The organism is Paractinoplanes ovalisporus (genome assembly GCF_016834655.1).
GTDB classification, from domain to species: Bacteria; Actinomycetota; Actinomycetes; order Mycobacteriales; family Micromonosporaceae; genus Actinoplanes; species Actinoplanes ovalisporus.
Genome location: NZ_JAENHP010000004.1, coordinates 105,543 through 128,428 on the forward strand (window position 1 = coordinate 105,543; position 22,886 = coordinate 128,428).

Below are 22,886 nucleotides of genomic sequence, written 5' to 3' on the forward strand. Positions count from 1 at the left end.
CCGGCGGACATCATTGTCCGCCGGCCTCTGCCGTTTTCAGGAGAGTGGGCAATGCCCGGTAACGGCGCGGAAGTGGGGCGACCGCCGCGCCGAGATCTTTAGAAGGCGTCCTCGGAGATGTCCATGAGGTCGAGCGTGGTGTTCTCGATGATGCGGCGGTCGGAACCGACCCGGGGCAGAACCTCGCGGACGAAGAAGCGGGCCGCCGCGACCTTGCCCTCATAGAAGTTCTTGTCGGCCGGCGAGAGGTCGCCGCCGAGCGCCTTGAGGGCGACCTCGGCCTGACGCAGCAGCAGCCAGGCGAGCACCACGTCGCCGAGTGCGAGCAGCACGCGCCGCGAGCTCAGGCCCACCTTGTACAGCTCGCGGGTCTCGCCGCCCTGCACCGCGCCGAGCCAGCCCATGGCCGCGCCGAGGATCTGCTGCATCTCGCCCAGCGCCTTGCCCAGCCCGAGCCGCTCGACCTTGAGCTGACCGTTGCCGGCCTCGCTCTCGACGAACGCCTGCATCTCGGTGGCCAGCGTGGCCAGCGCGACGCCCTGGTCCTTGACGATCTTGCGGAAGATCAGGTCGAGGCTCTGGATCGCGGTCGTGCCCTCGTACAGGGTGTCGATCTTCGCGTCGCGCACGTACTGCTCGAGCGGGTAGTCCTGCAGGAAGCCGGATCCACCGAAGGTCTGCAGCGACTCGTGACCGAGCAGTTCGTACGCCCGCTCGGAGCCCACGCCCTTGACCAGCGGGAGCAGCAGGTCGTTGACCTTGCTGGCGGCCTTGGCGGCCTCGGCGTCCCCGGCCGCCTGGGCGATCGCGACCTTGTCCTGCCAGGTCGCCGTGTAGATGACCAGGGCGCGCAGGGCCTCCGAGTACGCCTTCTGGAGCATCAGAGAACGGCGTACGTCGGGGTGGTGGCTGATCGTGACGCGCGGGGCGGCCTTGTCGTCGTTCTGCACGAGGTCGGCGCCCTGCACGCGGTTCTTGGCGTACTCGAGGGCGTTGAGGTAACCCGTCGACAGGGTCGCGATCGCCTTCGTGCCGACCATCATGCGGGCGTACTCAATGATCATGAACATCTGGCGGATGCCCTGGTGCTTGTCGCCGAGCAGCCACCCCTTGGCCGGCGTGCCGTGCTCGCCGAAGGTCAGCTCGCAGGTGTTCGAGACCTTGAGGCCCATCTTGTGCTCGATGTTGGTGGCGTAGACGCCGTTGCGCTCGCCGAGCTCGCCGGTCTCGGCGTCGAAGTGGTACTTCGGCACGATGAACAGCGACAGGCCCTTGGTGCCGGGGCCGCCCACGCCCTCGACGCCGACCGGGCGCGCGAGGACGTAGTGGATGATGTTGTCGGTCAGGTCGTGCTCACCCGAGGTGATGAAGCGCTTGACGCCCTCGATGTGCCACGAGCCGTCGGGCTGCGGGATCGCGCGGGCGCGGCCGGCGCCGACGTCGGAACCGGCGTCCGGCTCGGTCAGCACCATCGTGGAGCCCCACAGCTTCTCGACGAAGAGCTTGGCCCACTTCTTCTGCTCCTCGGTGCCCTCGGCGTCGACGACGGACGCGAACGAGGGGCCGGAGGAGTACATCCAGACGGGAGCGTTGGCGCCGAGCACGTTCTCGGCCAGACCCCACCAGAACGCGCGCGGGGCGAGCGTGCCGCCGAGCGAGGCCGGCAGGTCGAGGCGCCAGAACTCGCTGGCCATCCACTGCTCGAACGACTTCTTGAACGACTCCGGCAGCGGAGCGGTGTGAGTCGCGGGGTCGAAGACCGGCGGATTGCGGTCGGCCTCGACATAACTGGCGGCCAGATCCTCGGTGGCGAGGCGGTTGACCTCGGTCAGCACATCGCGTGCGGTGTCCGCATCAATGTCGGAGTACGGCGCCTGACCGAACGCCTTGTCAGCCCCGAAGACCTCGAACAGATTGAACTGGAGGTCCCGAAGGTTGCTCTTGTAGTGAGTCATGGTGCTTGGCCCCGCTCTCCGAACGCCACCGGTCTGGAGTTACCCGTCAGTAACACCCACTGTATTACCGATCGGTAGGGGCCGACAAGCCGCGAGTTGTTTCGTGACCAACCACCCTGTTGCGGGGGTGTGTCCGCCGGTTCGCACATCAAACGCCTCCGATCGGGTGGCTAGCAGGATGGCCGTTCGGCTATTTGCCGACTCCCATGCGCCCCTCACGTATCGGCGCGCCATGCGGCTCGTTGCTCCGGATAGAACGAAGCTTTCGTCTTCGCCAGCCGCCAAAGGGGGCGCGCCATGTTCGCCACGATCAAGAGCCTCATTCCGGAGCCCCGCCAGGCGGACCAGCCACGCCACTACATCGGGCGCCATCGCCGGCCCGAACCGGTGCCGGCCCCGGTCTCGCCTGCTCCGATCGTCACCGCACCGACCGAACCGGGCGAAACGTCGCCGGTGCCGGCCTCCGCGCCGGAAGAGAAGACGAAGGAGATCGCCGCCTAGCTTCCGGCGGCGCCGACTTCCCAGCTCGGAATCGGTACTGTCGCGCCGTCATCCGGGCCGGCGTATTCCAGCAGCACCAGCGCGATGTCGTCCTCGAGGCGGCCGTGCACCCAGTCGACGAGGGCGGTCTCGAGCGAGGCCAGCCCGTCACCCACCGTGCCGTGGCCGAGCAGCCGCCAGGCCCGGTCGGCGGTCGGAAAGAACTCACCCTCGCGCCTGGCCTCGCCCAGGCCGTCGGTGAACAGCAGCAGCCGGTCGCCCGGTTCGAGCCGTTCGACGCGCGGCTTCACCTCGGGCATGAAGCCCAGCGGGGGCGCGGGCGCCGGCGGTTCCAGCGGAATGACCTGACCCCGGCGCAGCAGCAGCGGCGCCGGATGTCCACAGTTGACGATGGTCAGCGTGCCGCCGCGCTCCTCGACCAGGGCGGCGGTCACGAAGTCTTCGTCGCCGACGCTGCGGGCCACGGCCCGGTCCAGGTCGGCCACCATCGCCTTGAGGTCGGCCCGCTCATAGGCGACGTGCCGGTAGGAGCCCAGCACGATGCTCGCCAGCCGGACGGCGTCCAGTCCCTTGCCGCGGACGTCACCGATGATGATCCGGACGCCGTACGGGGTGTCGAGCGCTTCGTAGAGATCACCGCCGATGTCGGCGGCGGCCGTCGCCGAGATGTAGCGGCCCGCGACCGCGAGCGCCCCCACCTGCGGACCGACCGGACGCAGCACCGCCTGCTGGGCGACCGCGGCCAGCCGTTGCAACTCGGCGATCTTGTCGGCCTGGCGTTGCCGGATCGTCGCCACGGCCGCGGCGATGCCGGTCGCGAGCAGGATGCCGAGGATGTTGACCGTGCCGGCCACGGTGAGTTCGGTGGCCGCGCCGACGAAGACCATGCCGACGATCGTGGCCACCACGCCGACCACGATCACCGTCTGCCAGAAGGCGAAGACCGCGGCCAGGAACGGGACGGCGGCGAACAGCCCCACGAAGTCGGCGTCGCGGCCGTCCGCGAGCTCCACGGCGGACACGACGACGAGCAGCACAATGGCCGCGCCGAGTCCGGCGCGGGATCCTGAACTCAGCGGGCGGCGGCCCGGCGGCAGATTAGGCATGGCTACGCGGAACAGCATGCCTGATCGAGGCGACCGACTGCACTAACTTGACCCGTAGTCTGAGCGGGTTCTGACCGGGCGGCCGAGCGGAACCGTCGTGCAGTGACAGGATGTCCGCGTGACAACCGATCTGCGTGATCATCTGAGGGCGGAGTTCCGCTGGACGGATCCCGGCGAGGGTTACCTCGTCAGCGACCGCTCCGGATGGTGGCGTTCCCCGGCGATCCTGGCCGGGCTGGGCGACGGCCTGGCCGATCTCTTCCGCGCCGAGCGGCCCACGGTCGTGGTCTCTCCCGAGGTCACCGGTTTCCTGGTCGGTCCGCTCGTTGCGCGCGCCCTCGGGGTCGGTTTCGTCGAGGCTTACCGCGCCGGCGCCCGGCTGCCGATCGCCGAGCCGATGATCTGGGCCGAGGTGCCCGCCGATCACCGCGGCAAGAAGCAGCAATTGGGCGTACGCAGTCAGTTGGTGACCGAGAACGACCGGGTGCTCGTGGTGGACGACTGGGCGGCCACGGGCGCGCAGGCCCGGGCACTGCGCTCGCTGTTCGGCCGCACCTACATCGGCACCGCGGTGATCGTCGACGAGTGCGCGCCCGAGGTGGCCCGCGAGCTCACCCTGCGGGGCCTGCTCACGGGCGACGACATCGAGCCCTAGTCACGGCTTCGGATAGTCCTTCAGCGCGCCCCGGGTCGGGATCCAGCCGGTCGCCGTGTATTCGGCAACACCGCGCAGCACGTACGGGTCCTGGGCGATGAGCTCGAGGGCGCGCGCTTCCTCGTCGACGTTGAGCACCACGACCCCACCGTTCGGCGGGTCCTGCCGGCCGGCCGTAACGACCAGGTTCCGCGCCTCCAGACCCTCCAGAAAGGCCAGATGGGCGTCGCGTACCTCGTCGACCTGAGTGAGCGGCACAACGTACTTCGAAATCATCAGATACACGACCCCGATCGTACGATCGAAACCGTGAACGAACTCGGGCGGTACGGAATCTGGATCTCCCGTCACGACTGGCCGCACGACGCCAACGCGATCGCCTCCGCGGCCCAGGAGTTGGAGGCGCTGGGCTACGGCTCGATCTGGATCGGCGCCAGCCCACCCGACGACCTTGCGCTGCCCGAGGCCCTGCTCTCGGCAACGTCAACCTTGGTGGTCGGCACCAGCATCGTCGACATCTGGCACAGCCACGGCGAGACCCTGGCGGCCAGCCACAGCCGCTTGTCGGCCCAGTTCCCCGGCCGCTTCTACCTGGGCGTCGGCTCCGGCCACGCCCCCACGGCCGCTTCGGTGGGCCAGTCCTACACCAGGCCGCTGACCCAGCTGCGCAGTTTCCTCAACGACAAGCTGGCCCGGGTCCCGTCCTCCGAACGCATGATCGCCGCCCTGGGCCCCAAGGCCTTGGCCACGGCCCGAGACCTCACCGCGGGCGCCCTGCCCTACCTGATGCCACCCGAGCACACCGCCACCGCCCGCGAGATCCTGGGCCCCGACCGTTTGCTGATCCCCGAGCAGAAGGTCTTCCTGGGCACAGACCCCGCCGAGGCCCGCACGGTGGCCCGCCGCCGCCTGAAGACCTACTTGTCCTTGCCGAACTACACCAACGCTTGGCGCCCACACGGCTTCACCGACACCGACCTGGCCGGCGAGGGCAGCGACCGCTTGGTCGACTGGGCCGTGGCCTGGGGCACCCCCGAGTCGGTCCGCGCCCGCGTAGAAGCCCACCTGACCGCAGGCGCCAACCACGTCGCCTTACAGGTCCTCTCCACCAACCCCGACCCCCACCTCCCCCGCCCCGAGTGGCAAGCCCTGGCCCGGGCCTTGAACCTGAGCCCCACCCGACGCTGAGTGCTCGGATCCGGGCTCGGTTGCGATTATTGCGTTCGTTGCGGATAATTCGTTTACTGTTCGGGGGTGGAGATGTCGGTAACGAGCCAGGTCAAACCGGATGCCGAGGCGATCGCCGTTGCGGCCGAGGCACTGCCGCGCGTGCAGAACTACCTCCGCACTCACCCGAACGGCCCGGCGGTGGTGCGGGTCGTCGATGACGGCGACGGCGACGCGTTGGTCGTCCCGCGCGGAGCCGTCGAGCTTCTCGCCCGCATCTTGGCGCACATGGCGAACGGTCACGGCGTCTCGGTCGTTCCCGAACACGCCGAACTCACTACTCAACAGGCCGCCGAGCTGCTGAACGTGTCACGGCCCTATTTGATCGGCCTACTGGAGTCCGGCGAGATCGAGTTTCGCAAGGTCGGCACTCATCGACGCGTGATGGCCGGCTCACTGATGGAGTACAAGCATCGCGACGACCTCAGACGCCGCGGCGCCGCAGACGAGCTGGCTCAGTTGACGCAGGACATGGATCTGAGCTGACCCATGACCTTCGTCGTCGTCTACGACGCCAGCGTCCTGTTCCCCAGCACGCTGCGAGATCTGCTCCTCCGGATCGCCCAGTCCGGCCTGGTGCAGGCCAAGTGGACCGACGACATCCTCAACGAGATGTTCGCGGCGCTACGCCGGCAACGCCCCGATCTCGACCCGGCAAAGCTTGACCGCACCCGCCAGCTGATGGGCACTGCCGTACGCGATTGGAAGGTCACCGGCTACGCAGACCTCATCGACGCCCTCAAGCTGCCCAGGAACTTTTGAAGACGTCCTGGACCGCCTGGAACGCTGCGGCTTGGCAGTAAGCGTCGCAGAACTACGAGCCCACCTATAGCCCCACTCATCAGGCTCGGCTCAGATCCAGCCGACAGGCCCAGCCCTCCGCCCAGGTCAGCGCGCCAGCACAAGGCCCTCACCCCCCACTCCCGCTCGGGGCCGAGCGCGCCAGCGCGATGGCCCGTCCAGCCAGCTAGGCCAAGCGCGCCAGCGCGAAGGCCACCACCGCGAGCGGAGCACCCCCGCAATCACCGCACCGTGGGGTCTGGGGGCTCGGCCCCCAGGCAAAAGGCGAGGAGGCCCGGTCCACGCTTTCCGTGGACACAGGCCTCCTCCGACGAGCGGGTGACGGGAATCGAACCCGCACTGTCAGCTTGGGAAGCTGATGTTCTGCCATTGAACTACACCCGCAGCGGCATCACTGTACCCGATTGAGGCCGCCGACAAGAGCACTGCCCTGCCACTAACTCACCGCCGCCAACGGTCTGGGTAACTCTGCGTGCCACGAACGGTTGAGCGGCGCCACTTTCGGCAACACCGCCAAGGGCAAGGCGCCGGCCGGGCCGTGGGTGCGCAGCACCGCGCTCTCGATCGAGAGCTCGAACAAGCGCCAGTCGACCTCGCGGGACGCGTGCAGCGACAGCGCCAGGTCGGCGATCACGCGCGGGTCGCGGACGGGGGTCGCGCGGCCGGTCAGGATGGCCTCGTCGTCGTTCTCTTCCGGGGGATATGAGTGCAGCGCGTAGCGCCCGTCGCGCTCCAGGTCGCGCCGTTTGGGTGAGTCGACGATGAAGCAGTAGACGCCCTCGTCGGTGATCACCGGTGACACCGGGTGAACTCGTGGACCGCCATCGGCCCGCACGGTGGCCAGGTATGCCAGGCCAGGACCGTACTGCTGGAGGAGCGCGCGCACGCCCGCCGCGAGGGTGGGCTCGGCGGTGGCGAAATCGGACCAGGAAGCCATGCGGGCATTCTATCGAACATACGTTCGACACGCCCACTAAAACACGCCGAACGGGCAGGTAGGTATGGTGTTGCGATGCTGCTCTCCGACCGCGACCTGGTCTCCGAGATCAAGTCGGGCGATCTGTCTCTGGAGCCCTTCGAGCCGGCGCTGCTGCAACCGTCCAGCATCGACGTGCGGCTGGACAGATTCTTCCGGGTGTTCAACAACCATCTCTACACCCACATCGATCCGGCCGAACAGCAGGACGACCTGACCGCCCAGGTCGAGGTCACCGACGGTGAGGCCTTCGTGCTTCACCCGGGCGAGTTCGTGCTGGCGTCCACCCTCGAAGTCATCACGCTGGGCGAGCAACTCGCCGGCCGCCTCGAGGGCAAGAGCAGCCTCGGCCGCCTAGGTTTGCTGACCCACTCGACCGCGGGCTTCATCGACCCCGGCTTCAGCGGTCACGTCACGCTGGAGTTGTCCAACGTGGCCAACCTGCCGATCAAGCTCTGGCCCGGCATGAAGATCGGCCAGCTCTGCATCTTCCGCCTGTCGAGCCCGGCCGAGCATCCGTACGGTTCCGCCGTCTACGGAAGCCGCTACCAGGGCCAACGCGGCCCGACCCCCAGCCGCTCGGCGCAGAACTTCCGCCTCTGGCCCACAAGCTGACAAAGCCGGCGTAAATCCGCAACAGCAATATCGCTTACGGTCCGCTTTTCTCGCCTCCGGCGAATGCATCAGAAGCCGATGTCCCAGCGGGGTGGTGGGTGACGGACCGTCGCTCCCGCGGGGACCGCGGCGGGCTTCGCTGGCCGCTGCGCGTCCAGAACGCGAAACCCACCACGGCGACGTGCGTGAGCGGTTGCGCCCAAAGCCAAACCAAAGACCGCACGACCTGCTCGACCACCCGCGTGAGTCGGACGAGCCGCGGAGGTCGATCTGCCGCGACGGTGTCGAACAGCTGCTACGTGACCCCGGCCTACTGCCAGCCGCGAACGTAAGTGAACGCCTGCGGCAAGCTGGGCGAATGGGAACGGGATGGGCGGCCACGCCCACTGTGGAGGATCTGCGAGCGGCGCTACGGCCGATCTTGCCGGCGGCCGCCGCGGGAACGATCGTTCCGCGTGGGCTGGCGCCCTCGGACGATCCGCGCTGGTGTGCGGCCAGCGCCGTGGTCGATGACCGCTGGATCGTGAAGTTCGCCTGGTCCGAGCAGGCCGCCCAGCGCATCGCCCACCAGGCCCAGATCCTGGAAGTCCTCCACCGGGTCGCTCCGACGCTGCCGCTGCCCGAAGTGGTTGCCCAGTCCCGGACGCCGGCCATGCTGGTCACCCGCCGGATCCCGGTCCGCCCGTTCTTCGAGGTGCGGCACCTGGTCGGAGTCACCAACCGCGATCGCGTCGCCGACGACCTGGCCACCGTGCTGGCTCAACTGCACGCACCCGAGGTCCTGCGAGCAGCGCCCGCGGCGGCCGGAACCGGGGTGGCACTGGGGACGGACAGCGTCGACCCGCCACGTGGCGAGCGGTGGCGACGCGTACGGGAATGGTGTGATTGGGCCGATGAAGTGCTGGCGACGCCGTCGAAGCGGAAGGTCCTGATTCACGGCGACTTCCACGGGGACAACCACCTGTGGGATCCGGTGTCCCTGCGCCTGAAACTGGTTGTCGATCTGGAGACGGCCGCGGCCGGGGAGGCCGAGTTCGATCTGCGGTGCCTGCCCGGAGACTGCGGCATGGAACTGTTCACCGCGACCGCCGACCGCTACGAGCAACTGACCGGCGCGACGCTCGATCGGGAGCGGATCATGGCTTGGCACCTGCGTACGGTCCTGGCGGACATGCGGTGGCGCTGCGAGGCGAATGTCCCGCTGCCCGACCGCCGTACGCCGGAAGAATGGGTCGACGACCTGACCAGCCGGCTGGAGAGGTGAAGCCCCGGACGGCGACCGAGAGCCGGCCGCCGTCCGGGAAGATCGGCTAGCGCAGCCAGCCCGGCCACCAGGTGCCGGTGCGGAAACCGGTCGACCACTGGTGCTCGGAGCACGACTGCTTCGTGGCGAACCGCTGCTCGTCGAGGATCGCCGTGGTGCCCGGGTTGTAGGTGCCCAGCCCGAAGCCGACGCCGGTGACGACCATCTTCGGGTTGTCCTTCACCACCTCGGCGAACGTCTTGGTGGCGGGACCGCCGGGCGACTTCTCGAGACCGTTGATCGTGGTCGAGGAGGTCCACAGCGGACCCTGCAGCACGTTCCACTCGGAGCGGATCTGACGCTGCGGGTTGCCGGCGCCGATCTTGCCGGTGTACCAGTACGGCTCGAAGATCAGGACGCCTTCGCCGGCCGGGGTCTTCACATAGATGTGGTACGCGGGCAGCGCCGCGTCGTTGACACCCACGCCGGGCTCGTCGAGCTTGACGGTCTCGTAGCTGACTTCTTCGACCGTGCCGGCGAGCACCGGCCGGATGTTCTCACGCCAGGAGACCTTGTCGGCGTTGGCGCCCGGGGCGGTCGTCAGCTTGATGCCGTCGGTGCCGACCGTAGCGGTGGCCGTGCCGACCTTGGTCACGCCGGTGGTGTTGCTGTGCTTGACGACCGTGCACGGCCGGTGCGACGAGGCACTGGCCGGCTGAACACTGACCGCGTTCACGGCAAGGGCGGTCGTGATGACAGCCGCCGCGGCAATCATCGGCCGTCGAGTCGAATGGGGGAACTTTCGGGTCATATGTCCACTCTAGGACGGATACCGTTTTGATCGCTTTCGCACAGAACCCGTTAGAGGTAAGCCGCCGGACTCAAACATCCCGCCCGACGGACATGCATTCCGTACGCAGGGCAGGTGGCCAGGCTTCGACGAACCGCAGGTCCGTACGGGAATGACGTGGTCAGCCCCGACGAACAGCAACACCACGCGCAGCGGCCGTGGTCAGCACCTGGTGAATCTGCTGCGGGCTCAGCCCCCGTGTCGGGATCTGGACAAAGCGCCCACCCCCAAGCCCCAGCACCAACTGACCCGCGAGATGGTCGACATGCGTAAAGGCGTTCCACGCGTACGCGTGCCGGCTCTCCAGTGTCGAGCAGGCCACCCCGTCATCGCTGACCTCAAGATTCATCGGCCCGTCACCGGCAGCCCGCCGCACGCCGTGGTTGATCAGGAACATCGGGACAACCACGGCCAGGACAACACCGGCCAGCAGCAACGCGACGTTGAGGCCGTCACCGCGCATCTGGAGCAGCACAGCCAGACCCAGAAGCGCCCAGCCCCCAAGTCGGGCAAGCAACACCGGCCGGCGCAGCCCATGACGGGCGGCAGCCGCAATCAGGTGGGGGTCCCGCTGCGCGGTGATCTGCAGAAACACTCCCAAAATGTAACTTTCCGTCCCGCCGCCCTGGGATCCTCCACTCGGCCGACCGCCGCCACCTCGGACGGCCACGCATGAGAGGTAATCCGCCACGGTTCAGCCCCGAAAGCCCGCCGCCGATCGGCCCCGATAGCCCGCCGTAGTTCAGCTCGCCGCCGTCCAGCCCCGTCGCCGTTCAGCTCGACAGCCCGGGCCGCCGATCAGCCCCGAAAGCCCGCCACCGGGGCCGTCTGCCACCGACAAAATGATCCACCCGCGGGGGATCCCCCCAGATCGATTGTGGCAAGTTTTGGCGATCGCTGCGGGGCGGCCTGTGGACAACTCCCGGCTGTGGAAAACGGCCGAACGTCAGGGAAGCTGGGCTACGTGAAGATCATCGGAGCCGGCCCTCTGCTGCTGGATTTTGACGGGCCGGTGTGTGCGATGTTCAGCGGCTACCCGGCCCCGCGGATCGCTGCGGAACTGACCGCCCAGATCGATCGCCCGCCGAGCGGGATGCAAGACCCGTTGGCGGTGCTCCAGTGGGTGGGCCGGCACCGGTCGGCGGTCGAGCTTCGCAAGATCGAGGACGCCCTCATCGCGGCCGAGGTGGTTGCTGCGGCTTCGGCTGCCCCGACCCCGTACGCGCGGGAAGTCTTGGAAATGGCGAAGCGTGACCGGGTGCCGGTGGCCGTGGTCAGCAACAACTCGGCGACCGCCATCGAGGTCTATCTCGCGAAGCACCGGCTGGACGGATACGTCGAGGTGATCGTCGGCCGGCCCTACGCCGAACCGTCGCGGATGAAGCCCGACCCGTTTCCGCTGCGGGCCGCCCTTCAGCGGCTCGGCGCCGAACCGACCGCCGGCACGATGGTCGGCGACTCGGTCACCGACATCGAAGCGGCTCGCGCGGCTGGGGTCAGAGTTGTCGGATATGCGAACCGGCCCGGTAAGACGCTCGCGACGGCCGACGTGGTGATCAGTTCCATGGCTGAACTGCTGGTGGAGTGAAACAAACGGAACTGCTGGCGGAGTGAACAGAAGGACGCTGGCGGAGTGGACCTAGGGTCACGGCATGGGTGAACTCAAGCCGTGGCACATCCTCCTGACCTTCGGATGCGTGACCGTGGTCGTCGGGATCGTCACGACGCTCATCGTCCTGGCGATCCAGCGCCGCAAATAAGTCCAGCGCCGCAAACAAGTCCAGCACCGCAAACAAGTCCAGCACCGTAAGGAGTCCGGACACCGCAAAAGAACCCAGCGCCGCAAGATCCAGCGCCGCAAAGAGTCCGGCGCCAGCGGCAGCCAGCCAGTCAGTCGATCTGGACGAAGACGTCGTCCAGCTCGCCGGCGAACTGGTCGTTGCTCTTGCTGGTGCCCTTGCCTCCGATCCGCAACGGCTCGGCGTTGGCGATCGACAACGTCGCGGGCACGGCGACCGCAGCCGCCTCCTTGCCGTCGACCTCCAGCGTCAACCGGTCGCGCCCCCGCGTGCACGCCAGCGTGTGCCAGCGCCCGTCGGCCACGTCGATCGCGGGCTCGGCGCGATAGATCCGGCCGCCGCCGGCGATCACGCAGCTCGGGTGGCCCTGCCGATGGTCGACCTGCACCTTGTACTGGCTTCCGCCGACCGAGTAGCCCTTCTGCACGACGTTCGCGCCGTCGGCCAGGTCGGCGTACGTCATGCGCACCGAAGCCCCGTACCGCAAGCGTCGTGTTCCGGGGTTGAGCGAGTCGTCCCGTACGCCTTCGAGGATCGCCCGCGGGCAGTCCCGTTCCCGCGCGAGCCGGCACCGGTCGGGATAGGAAACGGCCAGACCCGAGCCTTGCCGTACGAGGCGGAGCGCGCCCCCGTTCTGTCCGAGGGGTCGTAGTTCGTGGCGGCCGCGGTGGTCCGTGATCGGCCGGCCGACACCCCCGTCGAAGGTGTAACGCACGGACACCGGCCCGGTCGCGACGCGGATCTTCCCCGCGGGCTGTGGTGACGGCGATCCCTCCACCGGTTCACGCACAGGAAGCAGGCCGGCCGGCGAAAGTGCCGCCGCCGACGGCTTGACCACAGCGAAGGCCGACCCCGATGAGGGCCGCTGAGAGTGCGCCACCGCGCCGACGAGAACCAGCAACCCCGCCAGAGCGAGCCACCACCGTTTGCGAGACATAGGTTTATTGTCCGAAATGGCTGGCCGACGATCCCTTCCGGCCCGTCGCGAAATGCCGGGCGGGTGACAATCAACCCGTACGCGGTCAGCCGACCGCCCGAGGCTGCACCACCGCAGCGGCCACATGCGGGTGGCCCGGTTCGCCCACCACGGCGTGCACCACGTCGTCCAATGTGATCACGCCGAGCGGCCGCCGCCCGTCACTGACCAGCACGATGTGCAGCCGGTCGCGCCGCATGGTCAGCAGCAGATCGGCCAGCGTACGGTCGGGGGCCACCACCGCCAGGGGCCGGATGATCTCGGCCGGGATCGGCATCGTGCGGCGCTCGGCGGAGTATCCGAGGATGTCTTTGACGTGCACGAATCCGAGCACCCGACGGGTTTCGCGCTGCACGACGGGGAACCGCGACCGGCCCGTACGGGTCGACATGGCCTCGACCGTCGCCGGTGACACGTCGTCGGCGATGGTGGTGACGCTCGACCAGGGACGCAGAGTGTCGGCCGCCGTGCGCCCGTGCAACCCCAGCGCGGCGTGGATCCGCGCGTATTGCTCGGTTCCCAGCAGCCCTTCGCTGCGGGCCTGGGTCACCATCCCGGCCAGTTCCTCGGCCGTGAAGACGGTCTTGACCGAGTCCGTCGACTCGATCGACCAGATCTTGAGCACCACCCGGGCGGCCCAGCGCATCGCGTTGAGCAGCGGCCTTGTGGCCGTGCAGAACGCCAGCATGAACGGTCCTAGGATGAGCGCGGCCCGCTCCGGCCCGGCCAGCGTGATGTTCTTGGGCACCATCTCGCCGATGACCGTGTGCAGGAAGACGACCACGCCCAGGGCCAGCACGAACGCGACCGGGTGGATCGCGTCTTCGGGCAGGCCGATCGCGTGGAACGGGCCTTCGAGGTAGTGCGCCAGCGCCGGTTCGGCCAGCGCGCCCAGGCCGAGGGAGCAGATCGTGATGCCGAGCTGCGCGCCCGCGATCATCAGCGGGATCTGGCTCATCGCCGACAGCGCCCACTGAGCGCGCTTGTTGGTCGCGGCGAGCGGTTCCAGCGCCGTACGCCGGGAGGCGATCAGCGCGAACTCGCCGCCCACGAAGAGCCCGTTGCCGATCAGCAGCACCACGGTGACCAGGAGTTCAGTCATCGTCGGGCTCCGGCGGGGCGGACACCCGCACCTGTTCGATGCGGTGCCGGTCGACGGCCATCACGGTGAACTCCCACCCCGACGTCTCGTAGGACTCGCCGACCACCGGGATGTGGCCGAGGCGGGAGAGCAGAAAACCGGCGAGCGTCTCGTACGGGCCCTCGGGCAGAGCGAATCCAGTCTGCTCCATCAACTCGTCCTCGCGGAGCAGGCCGTCGACCAGGTAGGACTTCTCGCCGTCGGGGGCCGTGAGCTCCTGCGTCGAGGTCTCGGCGGGTTCGACGTCGTATTCGTCGGCGATCTCACCGACCAGTTCCTCGATCAGGTCTTCGGCGGTGACGACGCCGTCAGTGCCGCCGTATTCGTCGACCACGATCGCCAGGTCGGCGTTGGCCTCGCGCAGGGTCGCGAGCACCTTGTCGAGGCCGAGGCTCTCGGGGACGTAGACCGGTTCGCGGGCGATCGTCGCGACCTGGGTGGCGCCCCGGCGCTCGGGCGGCACACCCAGCGCGTCGGGCACCCCGACCACGCCGATGACTAGGTCGATCGTGTTTTCATAGACCGGGAAGCGGGTGTGGCCGCTCTCGCGGGCGACCGCGATCAGCTCGGCGACGCTGGCCGTGGTCTTGAGGCCGACCACGTCGACGCGCGGGGTCATGGCCTTGGCCGCGCGTTTCTCACCGAAGCGGATCGTGCGGCGCAGCAGGGTGGCGGTCTCGGCCGGCAGCGCTCCGGCGTCGGCGCTGATCGCGGCGAGCAGGCCCAGTTCCTCGGGTGAGCGGGCGCTGGCCAGCTCTTCCTGCGGTTCGATGCCGAGGCGGCGGACCAGCCAGTTGGCCGACCCGTTGAGGCCGCCGATGAGCCATTTGAAGAGCTTGGAGAACGTACGCAGGGGGGCCGCGGTCAGCAGTGCGGCGCGCATCGGGCGGGCCAGGGCGGCATTTTTGGGCACCAGCTCGCCGAAGAGCATCGAGATCAGGGTGGCGACGATCAGCGCGAGCGCGTGGGTGACGCCCTCGGTGGCGTCGCCGGCGATCGGCTCGACGGCCGGGTTGAAGATCTTGGAGAGGGCGGGTTCGGCCAGGTAACCCGTGAGCAGCGCGGTGAGCGTGATGCCGAGCTGGGTGCCGGAAAGCTGGAACGAGAGCTCGTGCAGAGCGTGCTGGACCGTGCGCGCCCGGCGATCACCCGAGGTCGAGCGGGCCGCGATCTCGGCGCGGTCAACCGTGACCAACCCGAACTCGGCTGCCACGAAGAACGCGTTGCCCGCCGTGAGCAGCGCAAACGCCGCCAACGGGAGCACCGCGGTCAGGAGCAGGCCGTCCATGATCGGTTCACCTCGGTCTCATTGTGCCGGACCGGGGCGAACCCGGCGTGCCCACCCGAGGTGAGGATTGGCACGGCCCCCGGTCGGGAAATCCTGGCGGCATGAACCTGGTCGAAGAGTTCACGCTGCTCGCGTATGACGACGACGGCACTCCGCTGACCGACGGCACCCACCTGGACCACGGTCTGGGCGGCGGGCTGCTGCTCGAACTGGCGCTGGCCGGCCGGGTCGACGTCGCCGACAAGAAGGTGGTCGCGCTCGACACGAGCCCGACCGGCGACCCGCTGGTGGACGCGGCCCTGATGCGGATCGTGGCCGACGACAAGCCCCGCAAACCCGGTCACTGGGTGTCGAAGTTCGCCAAGGACACCCGGTTCCAGGTGCTCGACAAGCTGGTGGCCGACGGCATCCTGCGCGTCGAGAAGGACAAGGTGCTGTGGGTCTTCCCCCGCACCAAGTACCCGGCCGCTCACGGTGTCGAGCCCGTGCAGGAGACGGCGGCGCGCGACCGGATGCGGCACGCCGTGCTCGGTACGGGCGCGGCCGAACCGCGTACGGGAGCGCTGTGTGCCCTTGTCGCCGCCACCGACCTGGAGAAGAGCGTCTTCGGTGACCTCGACCAGAAGGTCGTCAAGACGCGACTGCGCGAGATCAGCGAGGGCGCCTGGGCGGCCGAGGCCGTGAAGAAGGCGATCGAGGAGATCCAGGCGGCCGTGATGGTCGCGATCGTCGCGTCGACCACCGCGGCCACCGCCGGCACGCCCTCGTGAGCCTCAGACCTCCTGCTTGAGCGAGCGGAGGAGGACCGTCGCCACGTCCACGACCTCGACGTTCTCCTGCTCACCCTTGCCGGTCACGCCGTCGCCGATCATCGTGTAGCAGAACGGGCAACCGACCGCGATCGTCTTGGCGCCGGTGGAGAGAGCTTCCTCCGTACGTTCGACGTTGATCCGCTTGCCGATCTTCTCCTCCATCCACATGCGGGCGCCGCCGGCACCGCAGCAGAAGGAGCGTTCCGAGTTGCGGGGCATCTCCTGGATGCCGCCCTCGATGGCCGAGCCCAGCACTTCGCGGGGCGCGTCGAAGACCCGGTTGTGGCGGCCCAGGTAGCAGGGGTCGTGGTAGGTCACGCCGCCGTCGACCGGCTGCACCGGGGTGAGCTTGCCGGTGGCGACCAGGTGGGCCAGCAGCTGCGTGTGGTGCACGACCTCGACCTTGAGGCCCAGCTGCTCGTACTCGTTGCCGAGCGTGTTGAAGCAGTGCGGACAGGTCGCGACGATCTTCTTGACGTTCGCTTCCTGCAGCGTCTCGACATTTTGCTGGGCCAGCATCTGGAAGACGAACTCGTTGCCGATGCGGCGCGCGGGGTCACCCGTACAGGTCTCGCCCTCGCCGAGAATCGCATAGTCGACACCGGCCTCGTGCAGCAGCTTGGCGACGGCCCGGGTGGTCTTCTTGGCCCGGTCCTCGAACGCGCCGGCGCAGCCGACCCAGAACAGGTATTCGAAGTCTTCCTTCTCGCCGACCCGCGGCACCTCGAAGTCGAGACCCTTGGTCCAGTCCTCGCGGGTGTTCTGCGGGGCGCCCCACGGGTTGCCCTTGTTCTCGAGGTTGCGCAGCATGACGCCGGCCTCGGAGGGGAAGCTCGACTCGATCAGCACCTGGTAGCGGCGCATGTCGACGATGTGGTCGATGTGCTCGATGTCGACCGGGCACTGCTCGACACACGCGCCGCAGGTGGTGCACGACCACAGCACGTCGGGGTCGATCACGCCGTTCTCGTCCTCGGTGCCGATCAGCGGCCGGTCCTTCTCCGCCAGGGCGAGCACATCAACGCCCTTGAGCTGCTCCTCCGTGGCCTTTTCCTCGCCCGTCAGATCGAGACCGCCGCCGGCGAGGAGATAAGGCGCTTTCGCGTACGCGTGATCGCGCAGACTGAGCACGAGGAGCTTGGGCGAGAGCGGCTTGGCCGTGTTCCAGGCCGGGCACTGCGACTGGCACCGTCCGCACTCCGTGCAGGTGGAGAAGTCGAGCAGACCCTTCCAGGTGAACTGTTCGACCTGGGCCACCCCGAACTGGTCCTTCTCGGGGTCGGCCTCTTCGAAGTCGAGCGGCTTGCCCTGGCTCATCATCGGCCGCAGCGCGCCCATCCCGGAGCCGGCCGGCTTCTCGGGCGCGCGCTTGAAGAAGATGTTGAAGAAGGCCAGGAAGCGGTGCCAGGCCACACCCATGGTCGGGTTCAGCGCGATGGTGATGAGCCAGCCCATCGAGATGAAGATCTTGACCAGGGCGGTCCAGGTGCCGCCGTCCTCCCAGGCCGGAAGCACGTTACCGATCGCGTGGGACAGCGGAGTGGCCCATACCGCGTACTCGAAGTGGTCGGTGGCGACCTTGAAGCCGCGGATCAGGAAACCGCAGGCCAGCACGCCGAGGATGACCGCCTCGACGAAGTAGGCCTGCCACCACGTCGAGCCCAGGAACCGGTTCTTCGGAGAGCGGTTGGAACGCTGCCGCACGAAGATCAGGTAGAGGATGCCGGCCAGGCCGAGGATGCCGATCCACTCGGTCACGAACCCGAAGATCAGCCAGTGCCCGATGATCGGCAGGCCCGCCTCGGGGTCGACGACCTCGAAGTACGCCTCCACGACCAGCAGGAACAGGATCATGAAGGAGACCATCACGAGCCAGTGGGCGGCGCCGATCGCGCTCCACTTGAGCATCCGCGTGTGACCCAGCGTCTCGACCAGCATGGTCTTGGTGCGGGTCTTCGGGTCTTCGAACCGGGCCGGGTCGGGCTTGCCCTGCCGGATCACCGAGGTGATCGTGAGGACGGCCCGGACCGCGAGCACCACGGCGACGATCGTGACGGCGCCGGCCAGAACGGTGGCGACTATCTGCGCGATGCCCATCAGCGTTGTGCCTCCTCGATCGGCGGTCCGCCGCTCATGTTACCCACGAGTAATAGACGGACGCACGCCACCGGGTCAAGTGGCCCGCCCACGCGCAAAGCGCACCCCGGCCAGCGGCGCGGGGTGCGCTCAAAACGGACGAAAGTCACACTACCCGCGGGTATGCGGGCATTACGGCGTTACGCCGGTCGGACGCCCCGAACGCGGCTAGCGCCAGCGGGACAGGATGCCCAGCGAGGCCACCATGCACCCGAAGCCGATCAAGAGGTTCCAGTAGCGCAGCGACTCCACCGGGTACTGCTGGGACGACAGGTAGTACACGACCAGCCACGCGATGCCGATCACGATCAGCGCCACGGCGCTGATCGGGAGCCACATGGGGCTCGGCTTCTTCGACGCCGCAGCGGCCGCCGGACGAATGTCCGTCGGCGGCGTGTAGACCTTCTTCTTGCGGACCTGAGACTTCGGCACGGTGCTCTCCTGAAGGGCAACAAGTGGTGAACAACCCCACCGCTGAGCGGCTCCGGAGACCCCGAATGCTGCCCGTGGCGATTAATGTTCGACAGCTAGCGTAGTCAAGGGGACGCGAAACCAGGCACCCGGCGGGCGAGGAAAATGTCCGGAGCGGCTATTTCGGGGGGAAACGAGGACGTGGAATACACCACCGGCACGCCCTCGTGGCGTCTTGTCGTGCGCCGCGCGTGGCGTGGTCTGCGACCCGGACGCCCTGTTCAGCGCATGCGCGGCTGGGCGATCGGATCTCCATTGATCTTCCTCGCGGCCGGTCTGCTCTTCACCACCTCGGCGACCACGGCCGACGGCACGGCTCTGCGCGACGACCGGCGGCCTCAGCTCACCCAGCTGATCGAGGACAAGCGCGAGCGCCTCGTGGCCCGCGAGCAGACGGCCGCCGACCTGCGTGCGGCCGTCGACCAGGACACGGCCAACCTCGCCAAGGTGGACGGCCCGGTCGGGGCGGCCCGCACGAACGCCGAACGGCTGCGGGCGCCGGCCGGCTTCACCGCGCTGCAGGGCCCCGGCCTGACCGTAAGCCTCGACGACTCGTCACGCCGCAGCAACGACTTCGTGGCCGCCAACGCCCCCGACAACGACGACCTTGTCGTCCACCAGGGTGACGTCCAGGCGGTGGTGAATGCCCTCTGGGCTGGTGGGGCCGAGGCAATGTCGATCATGGATGTCCGCGTGATCTCGACCAGCGCTGTACGCTGTGTCGGCAACACGCTGCTTCTTCACGGCCAGGTCTTCTCGCCGCCGTTCAAGATCACGGCTATCGGCGAACCCACAGCGATGCATCGCGCGTTGGAGTCCGCGGAAGGAGTCCGGCAGTTCCGCGACGCGGTTGCTGACTTCGGCCTCGGTTATACGGAAACCGTCGAGAGGAACGTGACAGTGCGGGCGTACGACGGGTCGAGTGACCTCCGGTCCGCGCGGGTAGCCGGCTGATGGCCGACAATCCGCCCGCGGGGGCCGGATCGGGGCGTCACCGCGCACCCGACGCCGACGCCCAGACGGCGTACATCCCCCGCATCACCGATGCGTCGCCCGACGGCGTGCCCGGCGGTCCGCTGGCCCCGCAGATCGGCCTCGGTGGCCGGCCCGAGGCGCCGCGGCCGGCCCCGCCGACGCTGCCGCCCCCGCCTGCCTCGGCCGACACCGCCGTGCTGCACACCGACGAGGAGATCCAGCAGCGGATCGCCGCCGCCGGCGGTTCCCTGGGCGCCGCCGCGCGTGCCCTCCGCCCCGCCACCACGGAGCAGCCCGCCCGTCCCGCGCGGTCGGATTTCGACTTCTTCGCCGGGGGCGAGCAGCCGCGGGCCACCGGCACGCCCTCGGCGCCCCGAGCCACCGGCGCGGTCTCACCACCTCCGACCGGCATGCCCGCCGGCGCGGCCACGCCTCCTTTTCCGGCCGGCATGGCGTCCGCGCCGAACCCGACCGGCTCGCCACGACGGCGTGAGACCGGTTGGGCCCACGAGCACGGCGTGCCGGTGAACGGGCCTCAGTTCACCGATTCGTACGACGGTCCGCCCGCACGCGGCGGCGCCGAACCCGCTCAGGCCGCCCGTGTGCCCTTCGGCGGTGTCGGGGCCTCCGGTGGCACCGCCGACCCGTCCCCGCCCGCTGACGGCCGCTACGGCGGTGGTGGGGGTGCCACAGACTCCGCTTATGGCCGGGGCGCGCAGCCCAGCAACGCCTTCTTCGGCGGTGGCGGTCAGGGCAGCGGCGCCTTCCCGGTCGACCAGCAGTCCGGCTCGCGCGGCAACAGCGAGCAGGCCGCGGGCTCGTCCTACGGCAGCCCCCAAGCCCCGAACGACCCGTTCAACGGCCGGCCCGCTTCCGGCAGCCCCTTCAACGGCCACCCAGGCTCCCCCGCAGCCGCCAACGGTCACCCCGCCTCGCCCTCCTCCTTCGGCGGCCACCCGGCCTCGCCGGAGCACGACGGCTTCTCCGGGGCGGGCCGGCAGCGCAGCGGCGGCTGGGACAGCGTGGGCTCCTCCGGTGAGCGTCCGGGCCGCGACGGTGGCTTCGACGGTTCGCGGGGTGGGCCGGGCGCGGCCGACGCCCGTACGGGAGCAAACGGCTTTTCCCCCGCTCGGCCCGAGCCGCCCTTCCCCGGAGTGCCGCAGGGTGGTTCCGGCTTCGGCAACGGCGAGCCCCAGGGCCTGCGCCCGCCCGTTCCGCCCGCCACGGCCGGCCACAACTCAGGCGGCTATCCGACCGGCGGGTCCGGCCTTGCCGACCAGGGCTTCAACGTTCCGGTCAACCCGGGCCCAGCCGTCCGCTCCGGCACCAGCGTGCCGCGCGACCCGGGCGAGACCGCGGTGATCCGTACGTCGGACGCACCGACCGGCCTGCTCCCCGCGATGAAGCGCCCCGACGAGCAGCTACCCCCGATCAAGGAACCCACCGCGCTCCTCTCCGCGGTACCGGGCGTCGCCGCACAGGCCGCGAAGGCGAACGCCGAGCCCGACGCCGTCCTTGGCGCCGCCTCGGTCTCCCCCGCCGGCCCGGGCGGTCCGAGGCCCCCGGCAGAGGAAGAGCCCGTGCAGGAAGCACCGAAACGCGGCGAGAAGGTCGTCAAGCTGCGGCCGGAACAGACCGGCGAGGGTTACAAGAGCGTCTACTCCGAGATGACCCGGCCGACCCTGGGCTCGCGCATCCGCGCCGGCATCCGGGTGTCGGGCGAGCTGATGATCACCTTCGGCCTGATCGTGCTGCTGTTCGCGGGCTACGAGGTGTTCGGCAACTCGGCCAAGGTCCAGGACGAGCAGAACGCCCTGAACAGCGAGCTCGACGAGGTGTGGAACGACCCGACCGTGGGCCCGACCCCGTCGGCCGCCACCAAGGCCCCGGCCGCGCCCGGGTCCAACCTGGTCGGCCGGCTCTACATCCCGAAGCTCGACAAGGAGTGGGTGGTCGTCGACGGCGTGCAGCCCGACGACATCCGCTACGCCCCCGGTCACTATCCCGACTCGGCCAAGCCGGGCGGGGTCGGCAACTTCTCGGTGGCCGGTCACCGGATCAAGAAGATCTTCTGGCGGCTCGACGAGCTCAAGGACGGCGACGTCATCGGCGTCGAGACCCGCACCAACTGGTATGTCTACAAGGTCTATCAGCAGCAGGTCGTCAAGCCGAGCGCGGTCGAGGTGGTCGCGCCCGTGCCCGGCAAGCCCAAGGCCAAGCCGACACAGTCGCTGCTCACGCTGACCACCTGCAACCCGAAGTACAACAACTACGAGCGGCTGATCATCCACGCCGAGCTCGTCTCGACCGCGAAGCGCGACCAGGCCCTGCCCAACGCCGGCATGCCGGCCGAGATCAAGGGGGCGTGACGCGATGTACGGCTGGATCTGGCGCAAGCTCCCGGGCGGGGTCTGGGGCAAGACCCTGGGCTCGCTCGGGATGATCGCCGCCACCACCGCGCTGCTCTGGTACGTCGTCTTCCCCTGGGCCACGCCGCTGCTGCCGTTCGACGACGTGCAGGTGGGCACCGGCACCGAACAGCAGGGGCCGGACGGTGGGAACGCCGACATCACCAGCACGGACAACCCCGACCACGGTCCGGACGACATCCCGTACAGCACCGAGTCGAACCAACCACATCCCTCCGAGGCCACCGGCGGCGGCCAGATCCCGGGTGATTGACGTGCGCATTCTGGTCATCGACAACTACGACTCGTTCGTCTTCAACCTGGTGCAATATCTGGGTCAGCTGGGCGCCGAGTGCGAGGTGCGTCGCAACGACGAGATCTCGGTGGCCGACGTCGGCACGTTCGGCGCAGCCGGCATCTTGTTGTCGCCCGGCCCGGGCTCGCCCGAGCGCGCCGGCATCATGATGGACGTGATCAAGGCGTACGCCGGGAAGGTTCCGATGTTCGGGGTCTGCCTCGGCCATCAGGCGATCGGGGCCGCGTTCGGGGCGACCGTGACCCGCGCGCCGGAGCTGCTGCACGGCAAGACCTCCGAGGTGCACCACACGGGCGCCGGAGTTCTGGCCGGCCTGCCCGACCCGTTCACCGCCACCCGCTACCACTCCCTGGCGGTGCTGCCCGAGACGCTGCCGGCCGAGATCGAGGTCACCGGCCGCACCGGGTCGGGCGTGGTGATGGCGATGCGTCACCGCGAGCTGGCGATCGAGGGTGTGCAGTTCCACCCCGAGTCGGTGCTCACCGAGGGCGGCCACACCATGCTCGCCAACTGGCTCGCCTCCTGCGGTCTGCCGTCGGCCCTCGAGAAGGCGCCCGCGCTGGCCGCCGAGGTCGAGTCGCGGCGACGCTCGGCCTTCGCCACCGCCTGACCGTCAAGAAGAAACGGCCGCCTCC

The 22,886-nt window shown here is 69.0% G+C and carries 24 protein-coding genes and 1 tRNA gene; 13 read left to right on the forward strand and 12 right to left on the reverse strand.

Annotation, left to right across the window (positions count from 1 at the left end; translation table 11 throughout):
- Window positions 1-98: 98 nt before the first annotated feature.
- Window positions 99-1,955 carry an acyl-CoA dehydrogenase gene (locus tag JIG36_RS14620; protein WP_203376838.1) on the reverse strand — a complete coding sequence of 619 codons (1,857 nt, stop codon included), beginning with the start codon at window positions 1,953-1,955 and terminating at the stop codon, window positions 99-101.
- A 297-nt stretch (window positions 1,956-2,252) separates the two neighbouring features.
- Between JIG36_RS14620 and JIG36_RS14625 the strand changes: the two genes are divergently transcribed.
- Window positions 2,253-2,456 carry a hypothetical protein gene (locus JIG36_RS14625; RefSeq protein WP_203376839.1) on the forward strand — a complete coding sequence of 68 codons (204 nt, stop codon included), beginning with the start codon at window positions 2,253-2,255 and terminating at the stop codon, window positions 2,454-2,456.
- Here the strand turns inward: JIG36_RS14625 and JIG36_RS14630 are convergent.
- Window positions 2,453-3,580, reverse strand: a complete 1,128-nt coding sequence (locus tag JIG36_RS14630) for a PP2C family protein-serine/threonine phosphatase (protein WP_203376840.1) — start codon at window positions 3,578-3,580, stop codon at window positions 2,453-2,455. The genes JIG36_RS14625 and JIG36_RS14630 overlap by 4 nt on opposite strands.
- 100 nt (window positions 3,581-3,680) lie before the next feature.
- On the opposite strand from JIG36_RS14630, the gene JIG36_RS14635 reads away from it, so the two are divergent.
- Window positions 3,681-4,217, forward strand: coding sequence for a phosphoribosyltransferase (locus JIG36_RS14635; protein ID WP_203376841.1), 537 nt, complete (start codon window positions 3,681-3,683; stop codon window positions 4,215-4,217).
- Here JIG36_RS14635 and JIG36_RS14640 read toward each other — a convergent pair whose 3' ends face one another.
- A complete protein-coding gene (locus JIG36_RS14640; protein ID WP_203377398.1) occupies window positions 4,218-4,493 on the reverse strand; it encodes a YciI family protein in 276 nt (91 codons plus the stop codon).
- 33 nt (window positions 4,494-4,526) lie between these two features.
- On the opposite strand from JIG36_RS14640, the gene JIG36_RS14645 reads away from it, so the two are divergent.
- The 3 genes from JIG36_RS14645 (at window position 4,527) to JIG36_RS14655 (ending at window position 6,206) form a co-directional block, all read left to right on the forward strand.
- Complete coding sequence (locus JIG36_RS14645; protein WP_203376842.1) at window positions 4,527-5,405, forward strand: LLM class F420-dependent oxidoreductase; 879 nt, start codon at window positions 4,527-4,529, stop codon at window positions 5,403-5,405.
- Window positions 5,406-5,477: 72 nt separating this feature from the next.
- Window positions 5,478-5,930 carry an excisionase family DNA-binding protein gene (locus JIG36_RS14650; RefSeq protein ID WP_236047205.1) on the forward strand — a complete coding sequence of 151 codons (453 nt, stop codon included), beginning with the start codon at window positions 5,478-5,480 and terminating at the stop codon, window positions 5,928-5,930.
- 3 nt (window positions 5,931-5,933) lie between these two features.
- A complete protein-coding gene (locus JIG36_RS14655; protein WP_203376844.1) occupies window positions 5,934-6,206 on the forward strand; it encodes a hypothetical protein in 273 nt (90 codons plus the stop codon).
- 352 nt (window positions 6,207-6,558) lie between these two features.
- Here JIG36_RS14655 and JIG36_RS14660 read toward each other — a convergent pair.
- A tRNA-Gly gene (locus JIG36_RS14660) sits at window positions 6,559-6,629 on the reverse strand.
- A 52-nt stretch (window positions 6,630-6,681) separates the two neighbouring features.
- Window positions 6,682-7,182, reverse strand: coding sequence for a pyridoxamine 5'-phosphate oxidase family protein (locus tag JIG36_RS14665; protein WP_203376845.1), 501 nt, complete (start codon window positions 7,180-7,182; stop codon window positions 6,682-6,684).
- A 75-nt stretch (window positions 7,183-7,257) separates the two neighbouring features.
- On the opposite strand from JIG36_RS14665, the gene dcd reads away from it, so the two are divergent.
- Both dcd and JIG36_RS14675 read left to right on the forward strand, forming a co-directional pair.
- Complete coding sequence (gene dcd, locus JIG36_RS14670; protein WP_203376846.1) at window positions 7,258-7,836, forward strand: dCTP deaminase; 579 nt, start codon at window positions 7,258-7,260, stop codon at window positions 7,834-7,836.
- A 358-nt stretch (window positions 7,837-8,194) separates the two neighbouring features.
- Window positions 8,195-9,100: a phosphotransferase family protein gene (locus JIG36_RS14675; RefSeq protein ID WP_203376847.1), complete on the forward strand. Its 906-nt coding sequence runs from the start codon at window positions 8,195-8,197 to the stop codon at window positions 9,098-9,100.
- Window positions 9,101-9,146: 46 nt separating this feature from the next.
- On the opposite strand, the gene JIG36_RS14680 is transcribed toward JIG36_RS14675, so the two are convergent.
- Window positions 9,147-9,890, reverse strand: coding sequence for a hypothetical protein (locus tag JIG36_RS14680; RefSeq protein WP_203376848.1), 744 nt, complete (start codon window positions 9,888-9,890; stop codon window positions 9,147-9,149).
- Window positions 9,891-10,050: 160 nt separating this feature from the next.
- Window positions 10,051-10,524: a YcxB family protein gene (locus JIG36_RS14685; protein WP_203376849.1), complete on the reverse strand. Its 474-nt coding sequence runs from the start codon at window positions 10,522-10,524 to the stop codon at window positions 10,051-10,053.
- Between the two features lie 369 nt (window positions 10,525-10,893).
- Here JIG36_RS14685 and JIG36_RS14690 point away from each other — a divergent pair, with 369 nt between their 5' ends.
- Entirely contained in the window at window positions 10,894-11,517 is a 624-nt protein-coding gene (locus tag JIG36_RS14690) for an HAD family hydrolase (protein WP_307872717.1), read from the forward strand.
- Between the two features lie 302 nt (window positions 11,518-11,819).
- On the opposite strand, the gene JIG36_RS14695 is transcribed toward JIG36_RS14690, so the two are convergent.
- The 3 genes from JIG36_RS14695 to JIG36_RS14705 form a co-directional block, all read right to left on the reverse strand.
- The gene (locus tag JIG36_RS14695; RefSeq protein WP_203376850.1) at window positions 11,820-12,665 is read right to left on the reverse strand and encodes a LamG-like jellyroll fold domain-containing protein; all 846 of its coding nucleotides are present in this window, start codon (window positions 12,663-12,665) and stop codon (window positions 11,820-11,822) included.
- Window positions 12,666-12,750: 85 nt separating this feature from the next.
- Window positions 12,751-13,806, reverse strand: coding sequence for a hemolysin family protein (locus JIG36_RS14700; RefSeq protein WP_203376851.1), 1,056 nt, complete (start codon window positions 13,804-13,806; stop codon window positions 12,751-12,753).
- A complete protein-coding gene (locus JIG36_RS14705) occupies window positions 13,799-15,133 on the reverse strand; it encodes a hemolysin family protein (protein ID WP_203376852.1) in 1,335 nt (444 codons plus the stop codon). Before JIG36_RS14705 ends, JIG36_RS14700 begins: the two co-directional genes overlap by 8 nt.
- Window positions 15,134-15,234: 101 nt before the next feature.
- On the opposite strand from JIG36_RS14705, the gene JIG36_RS14710 reads away from it, so the two are divergent.
- Window positions 15,235-15,903, forward strand: a complete 669-nt coding sequence (locus JIG36_RS14710; RefSeq protein WP_203376853.1) for a GOLPH3/VPS74 family protein — start codon at window positions 15,235-15,237, stop codon at window positions 15,901-15,903.
- Window positions 15,904-15,906: 3 nt separating this feature from the next.
- Here the strand turns inward: JIG36_RS14710 and JIG36_RS14715 are convergent, their stop codons facing one another.
- Together JIG36_RS14715 and JIG36_RS14720 are read right to left on the reverse strand one after the other, a co-directional pair.
- Window positions 15,907-18,042 carry a (Fe-S)-binding protein gene (locus JIG36_RS14715; protein ID WP_203376854.1) on the reverse strand — a complete coding sequence of 712 codons (2,136 nt, stop codon included), beginning with the start codon at window positions 18,040-18,042 and terminating at the stop codon, window positions 15,907-15,909.
- A 207-nt stretch (window positions 18,043-18,249) separates the two neighbouring features.
- Complete coding sequence (locus tag JIG36_RS14720) at window positions 18,250-18,513, reverse strand: cell division protein CrgA (RefSeq protein ID WP_203376855.1); 264 nt, start codon at window positions 18,511-18,513, stop codon at window positions 18,250-18,252.
- 180 nt (window positions 18,514-18,693) lie between these two features.
- Between JIG36_RS14720 and JIG36_RS14725 the strand changes: the two genes are divergently transcribed.
- Genes JIG36_RS14725 through JIG36_RS14740 form a run of 4 tightly spaced genes read left to right on the forward strand, consistent with a single transcriptional unit; the run spans window position 18,694 to window position 22,861 of the window.
- Window positions 18,694-19,506: a DUF881 domain-containing protein gene (locus tag JIG36_RS14725; RefSeq protein WP_203376856.1), complete on the forward strand. Its 813-nt coding sequence runs from the start codon at window positions 18,694-18,696 to the stop codon at window positions 19,504-19,506.
- Entirely contained in the window at window positions 19,506-21,896 is a 2,391-nt protein-coding gene (locus JIG36_RS51875; protein WP_236047069.1) for a class E sortase, read from the forward strand. The genes JIG36_RS14725 and JIG36_RS51875 overlap by 1 nt, the downstream gene beginning before the upstream one ends.
- 4 nt (window positions 21,897-21,900) lie before the next feature.
- The gene (locus JIG36_RS14735) at window positions 21,901-22,209 is read left to right on the forward strand and encodes a hypothetical protein (protein WP_203376857.1); all 309 of its coding nucleotides are present in this window, start codon (window positions 21,901-21,903) and stop codon (window positions 22,207-22,209) included.
- Window position 22,210: 1 nt separating this feature from the next.
- Complete coding sequence (locus JIG36_RS14740) at window positions 22,211-22,861, forward strand: aminodeoxychorismate/anthranilate synthase component II (RefSeq protein WP_203376858.1); 651 nt, start codon at window positions 22,211-22,213, stop codon at window positions 22,859-22,861.
- Window positions 22,862-22,886: the final 25 nt, after the last annotated feature.